Origin of the sequence: Streptomyces sp. NPDC048825 (genome assembly GCF_043198355.1) — a bacterium.
In the GTDB taxonomy this organism is placed as follows: domain Bacteria; phylum Actinomycetota; class Actinomycetes; order Streptomycetales; family Streptomycetaceae; genus Streptomyces; species Streptomyces xiangluensis.
This window is the reverse complement of record NZ_JBICUR010000004.1, coordinates 24,732-42,916: the sequence shown is the minus strand read 5'-3', so window position 1 is coordinate 42,916 and position 18,185 is coordinate 24,732. Positions and strand designations below refer to the sequence as shown.

The following is an 18,185-nucleotide window of genomic DNA, read 5'->3' as shown; positions in this document are numbered from 1 at the left end:
ACGGGGCACCATCGATCCGGCACCATCAACCCATCAGACGCCCGCCGGCTCCGGCTCCCCCGACTCCGCCGGCTGGGACGGCGGAGTCGCCCGCTTCGCCGCCCTCTTCTTCGCCCGGCGCTCCTTGCGGAGTTCCACCATCGCGTACAGCGTCGGGACCAGCAGCAGCGTCAGCAGCGTCGACGTGATCAGGCCGCCGATCACCACCACCGCCAGGGGCTGGGCGATGAAGCCGCCCTCGCCCGTGATGCCCAGGGCCATGGGGAGGAGGGCGAAGATCGTCGCCAATGCCGTCATCAGGATCGGGCGCAGCCGGTGGCGGCCACCCTCCAGTACGGCCTCGACCACTCCGTAGCCCTGCCTGCGGTACTGGTTGATCAGGTCGATCAGGACGATCGCGTTGGTGACCACGATGCCGATGAGCATCAGCATGCCGATCATCGCCGGTACGCCCATGGGGGTGCCCGTGGCGACCAGCAGACCGATCGCGCCCGTCGCCGCGAACGGGATCGAGACCAGCAGGATCAGCGGCTGGATCAGGGACCGGAAGGTCGCCACCAGGAGCATGAAGACGATCGCGATCGCCGCGAGCATCGCGAGGCCCAGGGACGCGAACGCCTCGTCCTGGTCCTGCGAGACACCGCCGATCTCCGCCGTCGCCCCGTCGGGGAGCTTCAGCGCGTCGAGCTTCGTCGTGAGGTCCGCGCTCACCGCGCCCGTGTTCTCGCCCGTCGGCTTCGCCGTGATCGTCGCCGCGCGCTGACCGTCGATCCGGGTCATCGAGACCGGGCCGTCGACCAGCTCCACCGTGGCGATGTCACCGAGTACCACCTCGGGACCGAGCTGGAGTTTCTTCAACTCGTCCAGCGTCTGAGCCGGCTTCGCCGACTTGATGACCACGTCGCGCTCGGTGTCGTCCAGGATCGCCTTGCCGCTGGGGGTGCCGCGTATCGCCTGGGCGACGGCGGCGCCGAGCGTCGTGTCATTGAACCCGGCCGCGGCGGCGTCGGAGTTGGCCTTGACGGAAATCCGCGGCACGGACTGGGCGAGGTCGCTCGTCACGTCCGTGACGTCGTCGAGCCCTGCGACCGCGTCCCGCACCTCCTCCGCGGCCTCGCGCAGCACCTCGGCGTCGGCGGACTTGACGACCACGCTCAACTCCTGGGCGCCGAAACCGTCACCGGCCGAGATCGTCGTCGTACCGATCCCGGAGAGCTTGCCGAGCCCCTCCTCGATCCGGTCCTGGACATCGTCGTACGAGGCCGAGTCCGCGACCTTGACGGTGTACGAGGCCTGGTTGGAGTCCGTGCCCCCGCCGAACGCGGCCAGGAAGCCGGACGAACCGACCGTGACCTGGTAGTCCTCGACGCCCTTCACGCCGTCGAGCATCTGCTCGACCTTCTTGGCCTGGGCGTCGGTCGCGGCCAGGCTGGCGCCGGGCTTCAACTCCTGCTTGACGGTGAGGACTTCCTGCTCGCCCTGGTCGAAGAAGTTGGTCTTCAGCAAGGGCGCCATGGCGAACGTCCCGATGAGGACGACGATCGCGATGGCCACGCTGGTGAGGCGGCGCCGGGTGGCGAACCGCAGGACAGGGACGTAACTGCGCTGGAGTCGGCTGCGGGCCTCCTTCTCCTCGGCCTTGCGGCGTGCCTCGTCGGCGTCCGCGGGCGTGCCCTTGGGGGCGCGCAGGAACCAGTACGAGAGCACCGGTACGACCGTCAATGAGACAAGCAGTGAGGCCAGCAGCGCCGCCGTCACCGTCAGGCTGAACGAGCCGAACAGCTCGCCGACCATGCCGCCGGTCAGGCCGATGGGGAGGAAGACGGCGACCGTCGTGAGAGTGGAGGACGTGACCGCGCCCGCGACCTCTCGTACCGCCTTGAGGATCGCCTCCTGGCGCTCCTCGCCGTAGCCGAGGTGGCGCTTGATGTTCTCCAGGACCACGATCGAGTCGTCGACGACGCGGCCGATCGCGATCGTCAGGGCGCCCAGCGTCAGCATGTTGAGCGAGAGGTCCCGGGTCCACAGGACGATCAACGCGAGGACGACCGACAGCGGGATCGAGACCGCGGTGACGAGGGTCGAGCGGACCGAGGCCAGGAAGACCAGGATGATCACGACCGCGAACAGCAGGCCGAGCGCGCCCTCGGTGGTCAGGCCCGAGATGGACTTGGAGACCGCCGGGCCCTGGTCGCTGACCACGGTGATCGTCGAGCCGGAGCCGAGATCCTTCCGCAGGTCGGCCAGCTTGTCCTGGACCGCGTCGGAGATGGCGACCGCACTGCCGTCGTGGTCCATCGTCAGCGCCACGGAGAGGCTGGGCTTCCCGTCGGTGCGGGTGATCGACTGCGCCGTGGCGGGCTGCTCCTCGACCGTGGCGATGTTCCCGAGGCGTACGGGCTTCTCGACGCCCTGACCGCTGACCATCAGGTCCTGGATCTGCTTGAGGGAGGTGAAGCCGCCGCCGACCTGGACGGTGCGGTTGCTGCCGTCCTCGTCGAAGGAGCCGGCCGGTACCGTCGCGCCGCCCGCCTGAAGAGCCTGGCCCAGCACGACGGGGGTGACCCCGGCGCGTGCCATCTCGGCGTTGTCCGGGGTGACGGTGACCTCGAGGTCCCGTACGCCGTCGACCGTGACCTGGCCCACGCCGTCGATGTCGCGCAGCTCGGGCACGACCGTGCGGTCGAGCTGGTCCGAGAGGGCCTGCTGGTCCTTGTCGGAGGTGACAGCGAGCACGACGGTCGGGATGTCGTCCGTGGAACCGGCGACGACCTGCGGGTCCACGTCGTCCGGGAGCTGGACGCGGGCGCGGTTGACGGCCTGCTGGACGTCGGCGACGAGTTGCTCGGTGTCGTTGCCGTAGTCGAAGGACGCCATGATCAGGGCGTTGCCCTCGCTGGCGGTGGAGGTGACGCCGGAGATGCCGTCGACTCCTTCGAGGTTGTCCTCGATGGGCTCGACGACCTGTTTCTCGACCACGTCGGGGGACGCGCCCTGGTACGGCGCGAGCACCGACACCATGGGTAGTTCGATGGTGGGCAGCAACTGCTGCTTGAGCTGCGGGATCGCGATCGCTCCGAAAGCTAACGCGACGATCGACATCAGCCCTATGAGGGCCCGTTGTGCGAGGCTGAACCTGGACAGCCAGGACATGGGTGGCGGATCTCTCTTCTGTGGCTGGGGGTGGCTGTGTGTGCTGGAGCGGCAAGAAGGGCACAGGTGAGCGCCCACCCCTACACCCTGAGCCACCGTCGAGAGCCGATCCGTCGCTCCCAGGTCTCGTTCCTTATCCGGCCCCTACTGCGAGCGCAGTACGGGCGGACGGGGCTCACTCCACCCTTGGACGTACCAGCCCCGACTCGTAGGCGATGACGACCAGTTGGGCCCGGTCGCGGGCGCCCAGTTTGGCCATGGCTCGGTTGACGTGGGTCTTCACGGTGAGCGGGCTGACCTCGAGGCGTTCGGCGATCTCGTCGTTCGAGTGGCCGCCCGCGACCTGGACGAGGACTTCGCGTTCGCGGCCGGTCAGCGCGTCGAGGCGCTCGGCGCGGGCCGGGTCCCGGCCGTCGTCCCCGTCGCCCTGCGCGAGGAACTTGGCGATCAGCCCCTTGGTGGCCACCGGGGACAGCAAGGCCTCACCACTCGCCGCGACCCGGATGGCGTTGAGGAGCTCGTCCGGCTCGGCGCCCTTGCCGAGGAAGCCGGAGGCGCCGGCCCGCAGGGACTGCACCACGTACTCGTCGACCTCGAAGGTCGTCAGCATGACCACGCGTACGTGCGTGAGGCCAGGGTCCGCGCTGATCAGCCGGGTCGCGGCGAGACCGTCCGTGCCGGGCATGCGGATGTCCATCAGGACGACGTCGGCCCGCTCCTCGCGCGCGAGCCGCACCGCCTCGGCGCCGTCCGAGGCCTCGCCGACGATCTCCATGTCGGGCTCGGAGTCGACCAGCACACGGAACGCGCTCCGCAGCAGGGCCTGGTCGTCGGCGAGCAGGACGCGGATGGTCATGCGGGGTCCCCCGTGGGTGCCGTTCTCCTGGCTGCCGCGGGCTTCGACGGCACGTTCGCGGAGGCGGTGCCCCCGACCGTGTCCCCGGTGCGGCTCTTGACCGGCAGGATCGCATGGACGCGGAAGCCGCCTCCGTAGCGGGGTCCGGCGGTGCAGCTGCCGCCGAGCGCGCCGACCCGCTCGCGCATGCCGAGCAGCCCGTGCCCGCCGTTCTCGTCCTGCCGGGCCTCCGCGTCGTCGCCGGGCCCGTTGTCCAGCACGGTGATCTCCACGTTCGGTCCCACGCGTACGACGCTGACCTCGGCCTTCGCCTCCGTACCCGCGTGCTTCTGCACATTGGTGAGGGCTTCCTGGATGACGCGGTACGCGGCCAGGCCGACGGCGGCGGGCAAGGTGGTTCCATGGTCGGCGCGGGCCACCTCGACGGGCAGGCCCGCGCTGCGGAAGGTGCCGACGAGTTCGTCGAGCCGGTCCAGGCCCGGGGCCGGTTCGGTGGGCGCCTCGGGGTCGCCGGACTGCCTCAGCAGGCCGACGGTGGCGCGGAGTTCGTTGAGCGCGGAGCGGCTGGCCTCGCGTACGTGCGCGAGGGCTTCCTTGGCCTGGTCGGGGCGCTTGTCCATGACGTGGGCGGCGACCCCGGCCTGGACGTTGACGAGCGCGATGTGGTGGGCGACGACGTCGTGCAGATCGCGGGCGATCCGGAGGCGTTCCTCGGCGACGCGGCGGCGGGCTTCTTCCTCACGGGTGCGTTCGGCCCGTTCTGCGCGCTCTCTTATGGCGTGCACGAAGGCCCGGCGGCTGCGCACCGCGTCGCCCGCGGCGGCGGCCATGCCCGTCCAGGCGAAGATGCCGAGGTTCTCCTGCTCGTACCAGGGCATGGAGCCGGCGAGCATCGCGACGCCCGTCAGGACGGTCATGGTGAGCAGGCCGACCCGCCAGGTGGTGGGCCGGTCGGTCGCCGACGCCACCGTGTAGAGGGCGACCACGGCGGACATGACGACCGGGGTCCGCGGGTCACCGCTGACCAGCTCCAGGAGGGAGAGGGCGCCCGTTACGGCGAGTACCGGCAGGGGGCCGCGGCGGCGGAAGACCAGGGTGACGGCGGCCAGCGTCATCAGGGTGAGGCCCAGCGCGTCGGGGGCCTGCGTGCCCCAGGTTTTGCCGTCGCCGTGCTCGTCCGGGGCGGCGAACGAGGCGACGATCATGCACGCCAGGACGGCTGCCGCGAGCGCGCCGTCCACTGCCAGCGGGTGGGCCCGCAGCCAGGTTGCGGTGCGCTTGATTGTGCTCACGCGTTCACCGTACGGGGCCACTGCGTTGGGCGGAACCTGGGCGTCTATGGGGGTGGTGGGTTCGGGGTCGTGGGCGAGTGCGGGCTCGTTGTGGCTTGTCCCGCCCGCGCGGCGGAGCCGCAAACTGACACAACCCTGCGCCCCTAGGGGGCGCGTCCGAGCGGCAGCCCGCTTTCGAAGGCGCCCGAGTTTTCGTCAGCCCGGAATCAGGCCGTCCTCGCTCAGCATCTCTCTGACCTCCTCCAGTGTTGCGTCGGGGGACGGGAGGATCAGTTCCGAGGGTTCCAGGGCGTCGTCGGGGAGTGGGGTGCCCAGGCGGCGTACTGCTGCGAGGAGTGCTCCCAGGGTGCGGCGGAAGCCCTCCTCGTCGCCGGACTCCATTTCTGCCAGGAGTTCGTCGTCCAGCTTGTTGAGTTCGGTGAAGTGGGCGTTGTCCAGCTTCACCTGTCCCTCCCCCATGATCCGTACGATCACGACGCCCTCCTCAAGGCGTGGGACTGCTACGGCGTGGGACTCACTGCTTGTCGAAGCGCGGAGTGTCCCGCGGCTGGTCCTGTGCCCCTGACTGGGACTGGTCCTGGGACTGAGTCTGACCCGTACCGCCCTCGATCGCCTGCTGGGGCGACGAGGGGCCGGCCAGCTCCGCCTTCATGCGCTGGAGTTCCAGCTCCACGTCCGTGCCACCGGAGAGCCGGTCCAGCTCGCTCTGGATGTCGTCCTTGGCCAGCCCGGAGGAGTCGTCGAGGGCACCGGAGGCGAGCAGTTCGTCGATGGCGCCGGCGCGGGCCTGGAGCTGCGCCGTCTTGTCCTCGGCGCGCTGTATGGCCATTCCGACGTCGCCCATCTCCTCGGAGATCCCGGAGAAGGCCTCGCCGATCCGGGTCTGCGCCTGGGCGGCGGTGTACGTGGCCTTGATCGTCTCCTTCTTCGTACGGAAGGCGTCGACCTTGGCCTGCAGCCGCTGGGCGGCGAGCGTGAGCTTCTCCTCCTCTCCCTGGAGGGTCTGGTGCTGCGTCTCCAGGTCAGTGACCTGCTGCTGGAGCGCGGCACGGCGCGACAGCGCCTCACGCGCCAGGTCCTCCCGGCCGAGGGCGAGGGCCTTGCGGCCCTGGTCCTCCAGCTTCGAGGACTGGCTCTGGAGCTGGTTGAGCTGCAACTCCAGGCGCTTGCGGGAGGTCGCCACGTCGGCGACTCCGCGGCGCACCTTCTGCAGCAGCTCCAGCTGCTTCTGGTACGAGTAGTCGAGGGTTTCGCGAGGGTCCTCGGCCCGGTCAAGGGCCTTGTTCGCCTTCGCGCGGAAGATCATCCCCATACGCTTCATGACACCGCTCATGGGCTTCGCGCGCCCCCTTCTGACGGACTCCGGCTCCAGCGACTGCAACAGAACCCACGGTACGGGCTCTGCATCCATTACCGCACTGTTCGGGGACGGATGCGCTCATCCCCAAGGACGACTGTGGTCGGCACCGCTCCCGCGTAGGGAGTAGGTGCCTCCCGGGGTTAGGTACGGGACAAGTTCGGGATTACCTCAGGCGCACTGGGGGCGAACCGTCGGCAACGCCCTCTCTGTGTCCCCCCTGTGCCCCGACAGACGACGGGTGTTGCCGGATCGTTCCCCTCTGGACTGTGGTCCATGCCTGGATACCCCGTACCCTTGGGTTTTGTGTTCCGTAGCCGTGCCAAGGAAGAGAAGGCCCCCGCCGACAAGGCGCAGGTGACCGACTCCAAGCAGCCCCGCGACCCGCAGGCCCCCAAGGGTCGCCCCACGCCCAAGCGCAATGAGGCCCAGTCCCAGCGCCGCAGCGTCGCCAGTACGCCGACGAACCGCAAGGAGGCGGCCAAGCAGCAGCGCGAGGACCGCCGCCGTGCGCTGGCGAAACAGCGCGAGGCGCTGGCCAGTGGTGACGAGCGCTATCTGCCCGCCCGTGACAAGGGCCCGGTGCGGAAGTACGCGCGCAACTTCATCGACTCGCGATTCTGCGTCGCCGAGTTCTTCCTGCCGATGGCCGTGGTCATCCTCGTACTGAGCATGGTCCAGATCCCGCAGTTGCAGAACATCGCTCTGCTGCTGTGGCTCTTCGTCATCGTGATGATCGTGGTCGACTCGATCGGCATCGCGATGCGCCTGAAGAGGCAGTTGAACGAGCGCCTCCCGGACGAGTCCAAGCGCGGCGCCGTCGCCTACGCGCTGATGCGCAGCCTCCAGATGCGTCGCCTCCGGCTGCCGAAGCCGCAGGTCAAGCGCGGAGAGCGGCCCTGAGCGCGGCAGCTTTCACGGGTGGTGCGGCGGATGCCTGGCTGAACAAGCTGGGCGGACTGCGTGACGTCGTACGGCAGGAACTGGTGACCCGGCAGCTCGACGAGCAGATAGCCGGGCGGTTCCCGGTGGGGCAGCGGCTGCGGGTGCTCGACGTGGGCATGGGCCAGGGCACGCAGGCGCTCCGTCTGGCGCGGGCCGGGCACAAGGTCACCGGGCTCGAGCAGGACCCGACGATGGTCGCCACGGCCCGCGAGGCGCTCGCCGCCGAGCCGGAGGGGATCCGCAGCCGGGTGCGGCTCTTCGAGGGGGACGGGCGGGAAACCGGCGTCCACTTCCTGCCGGGCAGTTTCGATGTGGTGCTGTGCCACGGCGTGCTCATGTACGTCGAGGAGCCCGACGCCCTGGTCGCGGGCCTGGCCCGGATGCTGGCCCCCGGCGGACTGCTCTCGTTGCTCGTACGGAACGGCGACGCCCTCGCCATGCGGCCGGGCCTCGCGGGCGACTGGGCCGGTGCCCTGGCCTCGTTCGACACAGGCGCGTACACAAATCGGCTCGGCCTCGACGTACGCGCGGACCGGCTCGACGCACTCACCGGCACACTCTCCGGGATCGGGGCGCCGTTGCACGCCTGGTACGGGGTGCGGGTCTTCACGGATCTGGCCACGGACGACACACCCGTTCCGGATGACGTGGAGGCGCTGCTGGCCGCCGAGGAGCGGGCCGGGCGGACGGATCCGTACCGGGGCGTGGCGGCGTTGCTGCACCTGTGCGGGGTGCGGGGCTGAGGGCCCCCGGAAACAACGAGTGGTGGCCGCGACCGTTCGTACGGTCGCGGCCACCGCTGTGTCTCTTGCGGTACGTCTACGAGGCCTCGGCGTGCAGGCTCATCGGGCCGTAGATCTCCGTGGCGTCCTCGAACAGCCGTACCTGGTCCACTCCCCCGTCGGCCAGCGCTTTCCAGTGCTCACCGATCCAGGACTCGGCGTCGCCCTGCGTGGTGAACTCCTCGGGCTGTACCGCGGGCTGGACCTCCGCCCCGTCGGCCTTCTCGAACCGCCACGTCCATGCCGCCATGTCGCCTCCCAAGTACCGAACCAGTACCGAACAAGTACCGAGCAAGATCGGGTTACGGCCCAGACTAGGCGTTCCGCCGGGGGTGCGGGGTTCGCGGCTCCAACACGCCTCTAAAGGGGCCCCTGCCGCGCAAGCGGTGGGCCGAGGCGGAAAAATCAACCCCGTGGACATCACTCTGCTCGGGACCGGTGCTCCCGATGGTCTGCCCCGCCCCGGTTGCCCGTGTGCGGCCTGCGCGGCTGCGCTCGGGCGGGATGCGCGGGCTGCCACCGCTGTTCTCGTCGACGGCACGTTGTTGCTCGACCTCACTCCCGGGGCGGCGTTCGCGGCTGCCCGGGTGGGGCGGTCGCTGGCCGGTGTGCGGCAGGTGCTGTTGTCGCATCCGCATGACGGGCCCCCGGTCGAGGTGCCCGCGGGGCTGCCGCAGCCCGGACGGGTGCCGGACGGGCGGGAGCTGGCGCTGCTCACCGGGCATCGGGTGCGGGCGGTGGCACTGGACGCACCCGGCACGGGGTACGCGGTGACCGGGCCCGACGGGCAGCGGCTGCTGTATCTGCCGCCGGGCGCCGCACCCGCGGGGCTGGAGGGTGGGGGTCCCCCCGCTCGAGCGAAGCCGAGAGTGGGGGAGAAGCCGAGAGTGGGGGAGGACGAGTCGTACGACATGGTGGTCGCCGACGTCCTCGGGCGGCCGGACGCGCTGGCCCGCTTGCGCGCGGCCGGGGCCGCCGGACCTGCGACCGACGTGATCGCGGTGCATGTCGGCCACGATGTGCCGCCGGGTCCCGAGCTGCGGCGGCGGCTCGCGGCGGCGGGGGCGCGGGCGGTGCCGGACGGGACGACGCTGACCGTAGGGGTGTACGAGGACGTTCCTGACGTACCGCGCCGGACGCTGGTCCTCGGCGGTGCGCGGTCCGGGAAGTCGGTGGAGGCGGAACGGCGGCTGGAGTCCTTCCCGGATGTGCTGTACGTGGCGACCGGTGGCGCCCGCGACGGGGATGGCGAGTGGGCGGCCCGGGTGAGCGTCCATCGTGAGCGGCGCCCCGGTTCCTGGCGTACCGCCGAGACCTGCGATCTCGTACCGCTTCTGAAGCAGGACGGGCCGCCGCTGCTCATCGACTGTCTTTCGCTGTGGCTGACGGACGCGATGGACTCCGTGGACGCCTGGGACGACGACGAATGGGCGGGCGGCGGCGAACGTGCCCTGCGGGCGCGGGTGGAGGAGCTGACGGCCGCTGTCCGCGAGACCCGCCGCACCGTCGTGGCCGTGTCCAACGAGGTGGGCTCCGGCATCGTCCCCGCCACGCCCTCCGGCCGCCGCTACCGGGATGAGCTGGGTCGGTTGAATGCGACGTTCGCGGCGGAGTGCGAGCACGTGTTGCTGGTGGTGGCGGGGCAGGCGGTGCCGCTGCGGGGGTGAGGGGCCGCGGAGCCGTCCAAGGCTCACCGCCGCACGATCACCCGGTACGAGTTGGAGAACCGGGTGCGGCGCAGCAGTGGGGCCAGCGCATGGTCCAGGGCGAACGGAACGGCCAGCGCAGGAGCACATCGGCCGGCCAGGCGCAGCGAAACCGCTCCGGTGAGGTCGTACGGGACATGTGGCGAGCACCGGTCGACGCAGACGACCGCGCAGCCGAGCGCTTCGAGCTCGCCGAGCAGATTGCTGAGCGGCACGAGGTGCAGATGCCGCGGCTGTCCGTACGACAGCCACCACTTGCCGAGCAACGTGCCGAACTCGCAGTCGGGGTCCGTGACTTCGACCAGCAGATGCCCGCCGGGCCGCAGCACGGCGAGCGCGGCGCGCAGCTCCTCGCGCGGGTCGGGGCTGTGCTCCAGGTGGTGGAGCATGCTCACCACGTCGTAGCGGGCCCGCAGCCGCTCGACCAGGTCGGGCAGCCGGCCGCGGTACGCCTCCTCGATGCGGCCCAGCACCCGTGCCCGCTCGACGCGTGCACTCGGGTCGGTCCCGTCGAAGGCGGTGTACGGGTGCACCTCCCTCGCGGCGGCCGGGAACCTGCCGTATCCGGTTCCGACGTCCAGCCAGCTCTCGGGCTCGGGGTACGTGAGCATCGCGCGGGCCAAGGCCAGGTGCCGTCCGCGTCCGGCGCGGGTGCGGAGGATGCGTACCGGCAGGGTCTCGTGGGGGAAGTCCCGGTGGTAGTAGGCCTGGCCCTCGGCGGTGAGGCGGGGGTTCTGGAAGGCGTGGGCACAGTCCTGGCATTCGTCGAGGACGAAGATGCCGGGCTTGTGCTGGAGCAGGTCCCGCGTACGCAGCAGGGTGCGCAGCCGCCGCGAGCCGCACCAGGGACAGTCCCGCCTGCGAGGTTCGTGGAACTGGTCGGGACCCAGGGCGAGTTCGCCGGGATGGGCGACGCCGTGGGCGGCGCCCACGGCGCCGGCCTGCGGTGTGGGGGGCATGAGCTGCTCCTGCCGGGAGAGAACGACGCGGTACGACCCGTACGACAATTCGCTGCAAACCGGAACGTATGAGATCACCCTCACCGATGCAATCACGTCGTGGAGTCATCGCTTCACGTGCCGTGACAGGGGCGCTGACGGTGCGGACCGGGGGCCGTGTCGCACGGGCGGCCCGTCCAAGGCCGGCTGCGGACGCTGCCGGTACTGTTCGGCGAATGAGCTCGCTTAATCTCGACGACTTCACCGATCTGATCGAGCGTCCCGACGGCGGTGTGCGCCGGGACGCCGAGGCGCGCCGGGAGCGGCAGATCGTGCCGCCCGGGTCCCTCGGGCGCCTCGACGAACTGGGTGAGTGGCTGGCGGCCGCGCAGTCGGCCGTGCCGGTGCGGGCGATCGAGCGTCCGCGTGTGCTGTTGTTCGCGGGTGACCACGGGGTTGCCGAACTCGGTGTCTCGGCACGACCGCCCGGCAGTGCCGACGAGCTGGTGCGGGCCGTGCTCGACGGCGCGAGCCCCGGGGCGGTGCTGGCCCGGCGGCTGGGCGTGCCCGTACGGGTGGTCGACATGGCGCTCGACTGCGAGCCGGAGACGCTGCCCGACGAGGTCGTACGGCATCGGGTGCGGCGTGGCTCCGGGCGGATCGACGTGGAGGACGCGCTGACCGTCGAGGAGGCGGAGGCGGCGTTTCGCGCGGGGGTCGCCCTCGCGGACGCGGAGGCTGACTCCGGGACCGATCTGGTCGTCCTCGGGGATGTGAGCGTGGGCGGGACGACGGCCGCGGCCGTACTGATCGCCGCGCTGTGCGGGACCGACGCCTCCGTGGTCACCGGGCGCGGCGGGCGCGCGATCGACGACCTGGCCTGGATGCGCAAGTGCGCGGCCGTACGGGACGCGCTGCGGCGCGCTCGGCCCGTGCTCGGGGACCAGTTGCAGCTGCTCGCGACCGTGGGCGGCGCCGATCTCGCCGCGATGACCGGTTTCCTGCTGCAGAGCGCGGTACGCAAGACGCCGGTGATCCTCGACGGAGTCGTCTCCGCCGCCTGCGCGCTGGTCGGGCAGCGGGTCGCCTTCCGTGCCCCCGACTGGTGGCTCGCCGGCCAGAACAGCGGGGAGCCCGCGCAGGCGAAGGCCCTCGACCGTATGGCCCTCGAGCCGCTGCTCGACCACGGGGTCACGGTCGGTGAGGGTGCGGGGGCGCTGCTTGCACTTCCCTTGGTCCAGGCCGCGGCTGCGCTGGCCGCTGAGCTGCCGGAGATGCCGGAGGCGGAGGAGCCGAAGGGCTCGGAAGACCCGGAGGAGCCGGAGGCCTCCGCTGGGTAAGGCGGTTTTCAAGCTGCGGGTTCGTTGTGGCTGGTCGCTCCCCCACTCTCGGCTTCGCTCGAGCGGGGGGACCCCCATCGCGGCGGAGCCGCAAAATCGATACAGCCCCGCGCCCCTGACGGGGCGCTCCCCGCCGGACGCAGCGATTCCGGCTCAGCCTTCGGGGAGCCGCTTCGGGGTCGGGTCCGGTGTGCCGCCGATCCAGTCCTCCAGTCGGCGGCGGGGGCCGGACCAGCGGCGGTCGTGGCGGTAGGCGCGCAGGCTTGATCTGGCGCGGGCCCGTGGGCGGCGGCGGTAGAAGCGTTTGGCCCAGGGGGAGCCGGGGCGGGCCAGGCGGATGGCGCCGATCAGGGCGATGAGCGGGACGATCACGCCGAAGATCGCGAGACGGGCCTTGCCCTTGCTGAGGGCGAGCAGGGCGATGAGGAAGTTCCCCACCACGCTGCTGATGGCCGCGCCGCGGTCCTGGAGTTCGTTCTCGCTGAGGTCGTTGACCCCGAACGGCAGGAAGCCGAGGAGGACCAGGCCCACCAGCGCCGCCGTGACCGTCACCACCTCGACGCTCTGGCGGCCCTGCTCGCTCCAGTAGACGTCGTCGAGATGCAGGATCAGCGCGAACTCGTCGAGCACCAGGCCCACGCCCATCCCGAAGAGGACCGCGCACATCCCCGAGCCGAAGCCGTGCCCCCCGCCCGCCACCGAGCCGAAGCCGCCGACGACGGTCAGGATCACTCCGGGGACGACGTGGTGAATGTGCACGCCGCCGGTCTTGACGTTGCCGAACGGGCCCTTGCCCGCCCGAATGAGCCGGGTGATGACCCGCGTGATCACGAAGGTGAGCACGAACGAGGCGAGCGCCAGCAGCAGGGGCAGTTTCCCCGGCTCGTAAATGTTCTGATACCACCAGTCACCCATGGCCCCATCCTGCGACCGGATCCGGTCCGCTGCCTGCTGTGCCGTACTCTGCGGCCCGTGTCCAAGCCGGAGAACGAACCCGTGTACGAGCCGGAGAACAAGCCCGAGGGCGAGCCCGGAAGCGAGCCCGCGCCCGAGACGTCCGGGACCCCGTGGCCGGACGGCCTCCGCTTCGCCTTCGGCACCCTCACCGTGTTCCCCGTCGCGGTGTCCCGCTGGGACCGCGAGGCCGCCCGCGCGGGCATGCTCTGCGCTTCTGTCGCGGGTCTGGTCGTCGGCCTGTGCGCGGCTGTGACGGGCGGGCTGTTCCTGCTCCTTGGCGCCGGTCCGCTGCTCGCCGCCGTGGCCACCGCGGCGATACCCGCCGTTCTCACGCGCGGCCTGCATCTCGACGGGCTCGCCGATACGGCGGACGGCCTCGGCAGCGGCAAGCCCGCGGCGGACGCGTTGCGCGTCATGAAGCAGTCGGACATCGGGCCGTTCGGTGTCATTGCCCTGCTCTTCGTGCTGCTGGCTCAGGTGGCGGCGCTCTCCCAGGCGTACGGGGCCTCTTGGACCGGTGGGATGTTGGCGGCCGTCGTCTCGGCGACCGCTGCGCGGCTTGCGCTCACCCTTGCCGCCCGTACGGGGGTTCCGGCGGCCCGCCCTGAGGGGCTTGGCGCGGCGGTCGCGGGAACGGTTCCCCTGAGGGGTGCGCTGCTCGTGGGGGTCTGCGTCACCGGCGCGGGCGCCCTCCTGGGGGCGTACGACGGGGTGTACGGCGTTGTGCGCGGCGCGCTCGCCGTACTCGCGGCCTGCGGCGCGGCCGAGCTCCTGCTGCGGCATTGTGTCCGCAGGTTCGGTGGGGTCACGGGTGATGTGTTCGGGGGGCTGGCTGAGACTGCCGCTACCACGGCGCTGCTGATCCTGGCTCTCCGATGAGGGCCAGGAGGTCGTGTTGAGACTGCGGGCCGTCCGTGGCTGGTCGCTCCCCCACTCTCGGCTTCTCCCCCACTCTCGGCTGCGCTCGAGCGGGGGGACCCCCATGAGCGGGGGACCCCCATCGCGGCGGAGCCGCAAATCGATACAGCCCCGCGCCCCTGACGGGGCGCTCCTGCGGAGGTCCGCGACCCCGCTGAAGTCCGCGCCGCCGCCTGGACCTCGTCGTTCCGCTGAGGAGCCGATCCTCGGCGCGGCCCCCCGTCCCTTACAGGGCGCTCTCCTCAGCGCAGTTCCAAGGCGTGGGGCAGTGTGCCCCACGGGTGCTCGCCCTCGCCCGGCACCGCGCAGTGCACCCTCGCCCCCCGCGCGTGCGCCAGTTCCCCGACCCGGGCACCCGGCGGCACCCCGTACACAAGGTGGCACAGGCGGGTCCGAGTGCCGCCCGGCCACGGGTCCGGGCGCAGGGTGCGGTACGTGTCCCAGGGGCCCTCGAAGGTGACGAGGACGTCGGCGAGCCTGCCGTATGCGGGGTGTGGTGGCGCCCCGTGATTGAAGGCCAGGGTGTCGTGGCCGGCGCCCCAGGCGGCTGTGGCGAGCCGCTGGTAGTAGCCGAACTCCCCTAACCGGGTGGCTACTTGGTCGAGGAAGGCGCCGTCCGTGCTGTACCAGTCGCGGTGTCGGGTCAGGTCGGCGACGACTTCGGCGCGCGGTCTTCGGCCGTAGGCGGTGTCGACGTATCCGAGGACCCGGACGTCCGCCGTGCGCAGTCGCTCCGCGATCTGGGCGAAGGCAGGATCGGGGCGCTCGCCGGGGCCGCTGGCCGGGTTCAGTACGACCCCGTAGAGGCGGGGCGCGGCGGCGACGATCGCCTCCCATTCGGCGGGGCGGACGGACGGGTGCTCGTAGTAGGGGACCAGCAAGCGGCTCACCGGTGGGCCGTCGCTCTGCCCAGCAGCCAGCACACCAGGCCCGCCAGCACCCCGGCGGCCGTGGCGTACACGACGAGGCCGATCAGATGCGGGTCCGCTCCGTCCACGAGCAGCGCCACGCTCTGGGCGAGCCCCGCGGCGCAGCAGACCACGGCGGCGCTCAGGACCGCGCCGAACGACTGGAGCAGCAGGCCCGTCCACAGGACGACGCCGAGGAGCATCAGGGCGGTGAGCCGTACGCCGCCCAGGCCGGGCGCGTCGGGCCACAGCGCGGCGGTGGCGAGGCTGAGCAGGAACAGAGCCGCCAGATAGCCGCTGAGGCACTTCACGAGGGTGACCGCGGTGGTCCGCCAGAACGCGCGGGACGTACGGCTGGAGCGCAGCCCGGCGAGGCTTGAGCTGCGGAACCGGTACAGCAGCCACTCCGCGGGCCCCATGCTCAGCGTGAGCGCCACGGCGGCCGGTGCGGCGATCGCGGCGTCCGAACCGGCGCCCTCGGCCATCACGTCGCCGAGCGCCACGTACACGACGAGGACGCCGCTGCCCACCCCGAAGAAGGCGTACGGCAGCGAGGCGCCGAGCCAGGGCGCGGCACTTGTGCCCGTTCTGTCCGGGGTACCGCCCCGGAAAGGCAGCAGCGCCGCGAACGCCGACGCCCGGCTGATCCGTTTCCCGTCCCCCGGCTCCCGTACGGCTGGGGCGACTTCACGCACCGCGAGCGCCGACACCGCGGCCAGGGAGCCGAGGAGCAGGGCCAGTCTCGCGGCGTCCGGCACCGGGCGGGCCAGTGCCAGAAGGGCGCCCGCCGTCATGGGCAACAGGGCGGCCAGCAGGGCGCGTTCGCGGCCCATCACCAGCAGGACGGTGGCCGCCCCGAGGTAGCAGGACTGCCCTGCCGCGAAGGCGACCGCGCCGAGGTGGTCCGAGGCGACGGCCAGGGCGACCAGCGAGCCGAGCAGCGCGCCCGCCGGAGCGCCGAGGAGGAGCGAGCGGCGGGAGGCGGTGCGGTCGCCCAACCCCAGCCAGGAGTACGCCCGATGGGCCAGGCCCTGGTTCCAGGCCCAGCCGCACAGGGCACCGGCCAGCAGTGGCGCCGTACCGGCCGGGAGCCCGAGGCCGTCCTCGGGGCCCGCGAGGAGGGGCGCCCCGAGGACGTAGCCGAGTCCGGGCAGCGCGAAGACGACGCCTCGGAGCAGGCAGCCCAACAGGCCTATGCGCCAAGGGTCGTGGGCCGGGCCGGCCGGTTCGGGATGTCGGCGCTCGACGCGTGCGTACAGTTCCTCGGCGAGCGAGAAGGAGTCCTTGCAGCCGTACTTCTCGCGTATCTGGTCGTCCGACATGCCGTCGGACTCCAGGAGCGCGGCGATCTCGTCGGGGTGGACGGCGGCGGCGATGAACTCTTCGAGACGCGTGGCGAGTTCGTCCACCGCGTCGGGTCCCGCCCAGCTGGGCCGGCGCCGGCGCGGTACAGCGGGCAGGGTGTCGGTGCGCGCCCCGGGCGGCATCCGGATCGATCCGCTCACCAGTCCGTCCCGTCCGTGGCGACGGCCTGGTACCAGGGGTCGCGCAGCTCGACGGTCCAGTCGGCGACGGTCTCGACGGTGGGCTCGTACACCTCGGGCAGGCCCGCGACTTCCTGGTAGATGGTGCGGAAGGCGTCCACGGAACGGCGGAGGGTGAACCGGTCGATGACCCGCTGGCGCGCCAACCGGCCGAGTGCCAGGCGCCATTCGTCGTCCTTGAGCAGCGTGAGCGCCGCCGCGGCCATCTTCTCGGGCTCACGGGGCGGCACCACGAACCCGGTGTCGCCGACCGCCTCGCTCACCCCGCCGACGTCGGTGGAGACGGTGGTCCGCCCGCACGACATGGCCTCGATGATCGAGAAGGGGAAGCCTTCCGATATCGACGACAGCATCACCACATGCCCGGCCGCGTACGCGCGCCACACCTCACTGATCCGGCCCTCGAAGCTGAGCCCGTCCGTCACACCGAGCTCGGCGGCGAGCTTCTCCAGGCGCGTCTTGTACGCCTCTCCCCCGGGCGGCACGGGACCGAACAGCCGCATCCTGGTCTCGGGGAGTTCGGCGCGCACCATGGCGTACGCGCGGATCAGTGTCTCCAGGTCCTTGATGGGGTCGATACGGCCGCACCAGGTGAGCGTGGGCACCACCGGCTCGGGTCCGGCGTGCGGGAAGGCGTGCGGGTCGACGCCGTTGTAGACCGTACGGATCCTGTCGGGGTCGGCTCCGCCGCGCTCTTCCCAGCGGCGGTTGTACTGGTTGCAGGGGGTGATCAGGTCGGCTGTCTTGTAGCCGAGGGTGTTGAGTTCGCGGTAGAAGCCGAGCATCAGGGCCTTGACGGGCCAGCGCTGGGCCTCGCTGCGGTAGCCGAGATAGCGCTCGCGCAGATAGATGCCGTGCTCGGTGAGCAGGAAGGGTATGCCGTCCAACTTCCGTGCGGCCAGGGCCGGAAGGGTGGCCAGGCCGCTGCCGGTGGAGTGCGATACGGAGCCCTCGGGGAGCCGTACGCCGAGCGGGCGCAGTGCGTGCTCCAGCAGGTCGGTCGCGGTCAGCGCGTCGTGCACGGTGGGCCGGGCGGCGGCGGTCGGCAGATGCGGCATGGTCCAGATCCACATCAGCGAGCGCAGCGCGGCCTCGGTGCGCAGGGCCGCCGACAGCCGTCCTTCGCGGGCGAGCAGGGCGAGTTCGTAGAGTGCCTCGCCGAAGTCGCAGTGCGCGTCGGGGTCGAGGAAGGACAGCAGGAACCGTTCGTAGGTGTCGATGAAACGGCGGCGGGCGCGCCCCCGTGGTGGGCGCCTCGAGCCGGGGCGCCTGCCCCACAGGGGCACGGATATGTGCTGGTAGACGTTGGACGGCAGCTCCCAGGTCACGGGTTCGCGACCGCTGCCGGCGAGCGATATGAGGTTGAACTCGACTTCGGGCATGCCCTTCACGAGCTGGTCGCACCAGGTGCTGACCCCGCCGTGGACCAGCGGATACGTGCCCTCCGTGAGCATGGTGACATGACGGCCGGTGGTCATCGTGGGGTTCC

Annotated in this window: 16 protein-coding genes; 5 read left to right on the top strand and 11 right to left on the bottom strand. The window is 71.4% G+C overall.

Annotated elements, in window-relative coordinates; translation table 11 throughout:
- Nucleotides 1–33: 33 nt before the first annotated feature.
- The 5 genes from ACGFNK_RS11585 to ACGFNK_RS11565 form a co-directional block, all read right to left on the bottom strand.
- Nucleotides 34–3,153: an efflux RND transporter permease subunit gene (locus ACGFNK_RS11585; protein WP_393414524.1), complete on the bottom strand. Its 3,120-nt coding sequence runs from the start codon at nucleotides 3,151–3,153 to the stop codon at nucleotides 34–36.
- Nucleotides 3,154–3,328: 175 nt separating this feature from the next.
- Entirely contained in the window at nucleotides 3,329–4,009 is a 681-nt protein-coding gene (locus ACGFNK_RS11580; protein ID WP_386346044.1) for a response regulator, read from the bottom strand.
- Nucleotides 4,006–5,301 carry a sensor histidine kinase gene (locus ACGFNK_RS11575; RefSeq protein WP_393414520.1) on the bottom strand — a complete coding sequence of 432 codons (1,296 nt, stop codon included), beginning with the start codon at nucleotides 5,299–5,301 and terminating at the stop codon, nucleotides 4,006–4,008. The genes ACGFNK_RS11580 and ACGFNK_RS11575 overlap by 4 nt, the downstream gene beginning before the upstream one ends.
- A gap of 195 nt (nucleotides 5,302–5,496) precedes the next feature.
- Nucleotides 5,497–5,775 carry a hypothetical protein gene (locus ACGFNK_RS11570; protein ID WP_393414517.1) on the bottom strand — a complete coding sequence of 93 codons (279 nt, stop codon included), beginning with the start codon at nucleotides 5,773–5,775 and terminating at the stop codon, nucleotides 5,497–5,499.
- Between the two features lie 40 nt (nucleotides 5,776–5,815).
- On the bottom strand, nucleotides 5,816–6,634 hold the full coding sequence (locus ACGFNK_RS11565) for a PspA/IM30 family protein (protein ID WP_393414514.1): 819 nt from the start codon (nucleotides 6,632–6,634) through the stop codon (nucleotides 5,816–5,818).
- Between the two features lie 300 nt (nucleotides 6,635–6,934).
- Here ACGFNK_RS11565 and ACGFNK_RS11560 point away from each other — a divergent pair, with 300 nt between their 5' ends.
- A complete protein-coding gene (locus ACGFNK_RS11560) occupies nucleotides 6,935–7,561 on the top strand; it encodes a DUF3043 domain-containing protein (RefSeq protein WP_393414511.1) in 627 nt (208 codons plus the stop codon).
- Nucleotides 7,562–7,644: 83 nt separating this feature from the next.
- Entirely contained in the window at nucleotides 7,645–8,346 is a 702-nt protein-coding gene (locus ACGFNK_RS11555) for a class I SAM-dependent methyltransferase (RefSeq protein WP_393414508.1), read from the top strand.
- A 76-nt stretch (nucleotides 8,347–8,422) separates the two neighbouring features.
- On the opposite strand, the gene ACGFNK_RS11550 is transcribed toward ACGFNK_RS11555, so the two are convergent.
- Nucleotides 8,423–8,635, bottom strand: a complete 213-nt coding sequence (locus ACGFNK_RS11550; protein ID WP_344392422.1) for a hypothetical protein — start codon at nucleotides 8,633–8,635, stop codon at nucleotides 8,423–8,425.
- A 163-nt stretch (nucleotides 8,636–8,798) separates the two neighbouring features.
- Here ACGFNK_RS11550 and ACGFNK_RS11545 point away from each other — a divergent pair, with 163 nt between their 5' ends.
- Nucleotides 8,799–10,052, top strand: a complete 1,254-nt coding sequence (locus ACGFNK_RS11545; RefSeq protein ID WP_393414504.1) for a bifunctional adenosylcobinamide kinase/adenosylcobinamide-phosphate guanylyltransferase — start codon at nucleotides 8,799–8,801, stop codon at nucleotides 10,050–10,052.
- Between the two features lie 23 nt (nucleotides 10,053–10,075).
- On the opposite strand, the gene ACGFNK_RS11540 is transcribed toward ACGFNK_RS11545, so the two are convergent.
- Nucleotides 10,076–11,050, bottom strand: coding sequence for a class I SAM-dependent methyltransferase (locus tag ACGFNK_RS11540; protein ID WP_393414501.1), 975 nt, complete (start codon nucleotides 11,048–11,050; stop codon nucleotides 10,076–10,078).
- Nucleotides 11,051–11,265: 215 nt separating this feature from the next.
- Between ACGFNK_RS11540 and cobT the strand changes: the two genes are divergently transcribed.
- Complete coding sequence (gene cobT, locus ACGFNK_RS11535; protein WP_393414498.1) at nucleotides 11,266–12,369, top strand: nicotinate-nucleotide--dimethylbenzimidazole phosphoribosyltransferase; 1,104 nt, start codon at nucleotides 11,266–11,268, stop codon at nucleotides 12,367–12,369.
- 153 nt (nucleotides 12,370–12,522) lie between these two features.
- Here the strand turns inward: cobT and ACGFNK_RS11530 are convergent, their stop codons facing one another.
- Nucleotides 12,523–13,284 (bottom strand): hypothetical protein, encoded by a 762-nt coding sequence (locus tag ACGFNK_RS11530; protein ID WP_393414495.1) that lies wholly within the window; start codon nucleotides 13,282–13,284, stop codon nucleotides 12,523–12,525.
- 192 nt (nucleotides 13,285–13,476) lie between these two features.
- Here ACGFNK_RS11530 and ACGFNK_RS11525 point away from each other — a divergent pair, with 192 nt between their 5' ends.
- Nucleotides 13,477–14,205 carry an adenosylcobinamide-GDP ribazoletransferase gene (locus ACGFNK_RS11525; RefSeq protein ID WP_393415542.1) on the top strand — a complete coding sequence of 243 codons (729 nt, stop codon included), beginning with the start codon at nucleotides 13,477–13,479 and terminating at the stop codon, nucleotides 14,203–14,205.
- 281 nt (nucleotides 14,206–14,486) lie between these two features.
- Here the strand turns inward: ACGFNK_RS11525 and ACGFNK_RS11520 are convergent, their stop codons facing one another.
- The 3 genes from ACGFNK_RS11520 to pelF are packed head-to-tail and all read right to left on the bottom strand — an operon-like array spanning nucleotide 14,487 to nucleotide 18,174.
- Nucleotides 14,487–15,134, bottom strand: a complete 648-nt coding sequence (locus ACGFNK_RS11520; RefSeq protein ID WP_393414493.1) for a spherulation-specific family 4 protein — start codon at nucleotides 15,132–15,134, stop codon at nucleotides 14,487–14,489.
- A complete protein-coding gene (locus ACGFNK_RS11515) occupies nucleotides 15,131–16,657 on the bottom strand; it encodes a hypothetical protein (RefSeq protein WP_393414490.1) in 1,527 nt (508 codons plus the stop codon). Before ACGFNK_RS11515 ends, ACGFNK_RS11520 begins: the two co-directional genes overlap by 4 nt.
- Nucleotides 16,654–18,174 (bottom strand): GT4 family glycosyltransferase PelF, encoded by a 1,521-nt coding sequence (gene pelF, locus ACGFNK_RS11510; protein WP_393414487.1) that lies wholly within the window; start codon nucleotides 18,172–18,174, stop codon nucleotides 16,654–16,656. Before pelF ends, ACGFNK_RS11515 begins: the two co-directional genes overlap by 4 nt.
- Between the last annotated feature and the right edge of the window lie 11 nt (nucleotides 18,175–18,185).

Excerpts from the sequence above, each read along its gene's own strand:
- ACGFNK_RS11585 (WP_393414524.1), bottom strand. The coding sequence starts at position 3,153 with ATGTCCTGGCTGTCCAGGTTCAGCCTCGCACAACGGGCCCTCATAGGG.
- ACGFNK_RS11580 (WP_386346044.1), bottom strand. The coding sequence starts at position 4,009 with ATGACCATCCGCGTCCTGCTCGCCGACGACCAGGCCCTGCTGCGGAGC.
- ACGFNK_RS11565 (WP_393414514.1), bottom strand. The coding sequence starts at position 6,634 with ATGAGCGGTGTCATGAAGCGTATGGGGATGATCTTCCGCGCGAAGGCG.
- ACGFNK_RS11560 (WP_393414511.1), top strand. The coding sequence starts at position 6,935 with ATGCCTGGATACCCCGTACCCTTGGGTTTTGTGTTCCGTAGCCGTGCC.
- ACGFNK_RS11550 (WP_344392422.1), bottom strand. The coding sequence starts at position 8,635 with ATGGCGGCATGGACGTGGCGGTTCGAGAAGGCCGACGGGGCGGAGGTC.
- ACGFNK_RS11540 (WP_393414501.1), bottom strand. The coding sequence starts at position 11,050 with ATGCCCCCCACACCGCAGGCCGGCGCCGTGGGCGCCGCCCACGGCGTC.
- cobT (WP_393414498.1), top strand. The coding sequence starts at position 11,266 with ATGAGCTCGCTTAATCTCGACGACTTCACCGATCTGATCGAGCGTCCC.
- ACGFNK_RS11530 (WP_393414495.1), bottom strand. The coding sequence starts at position 13,284 with ATGGGTGACTGGTGGTATCAGAACATTTACGAGCCGGGGAAACTGCCC.
- pelF (WP_393414487.1), bottom strand. The coding sequence starts at position 18,174 with ATGACCACCGGCCGTCATGTCACCATGCTCACGGAGGGCACGTATCCG.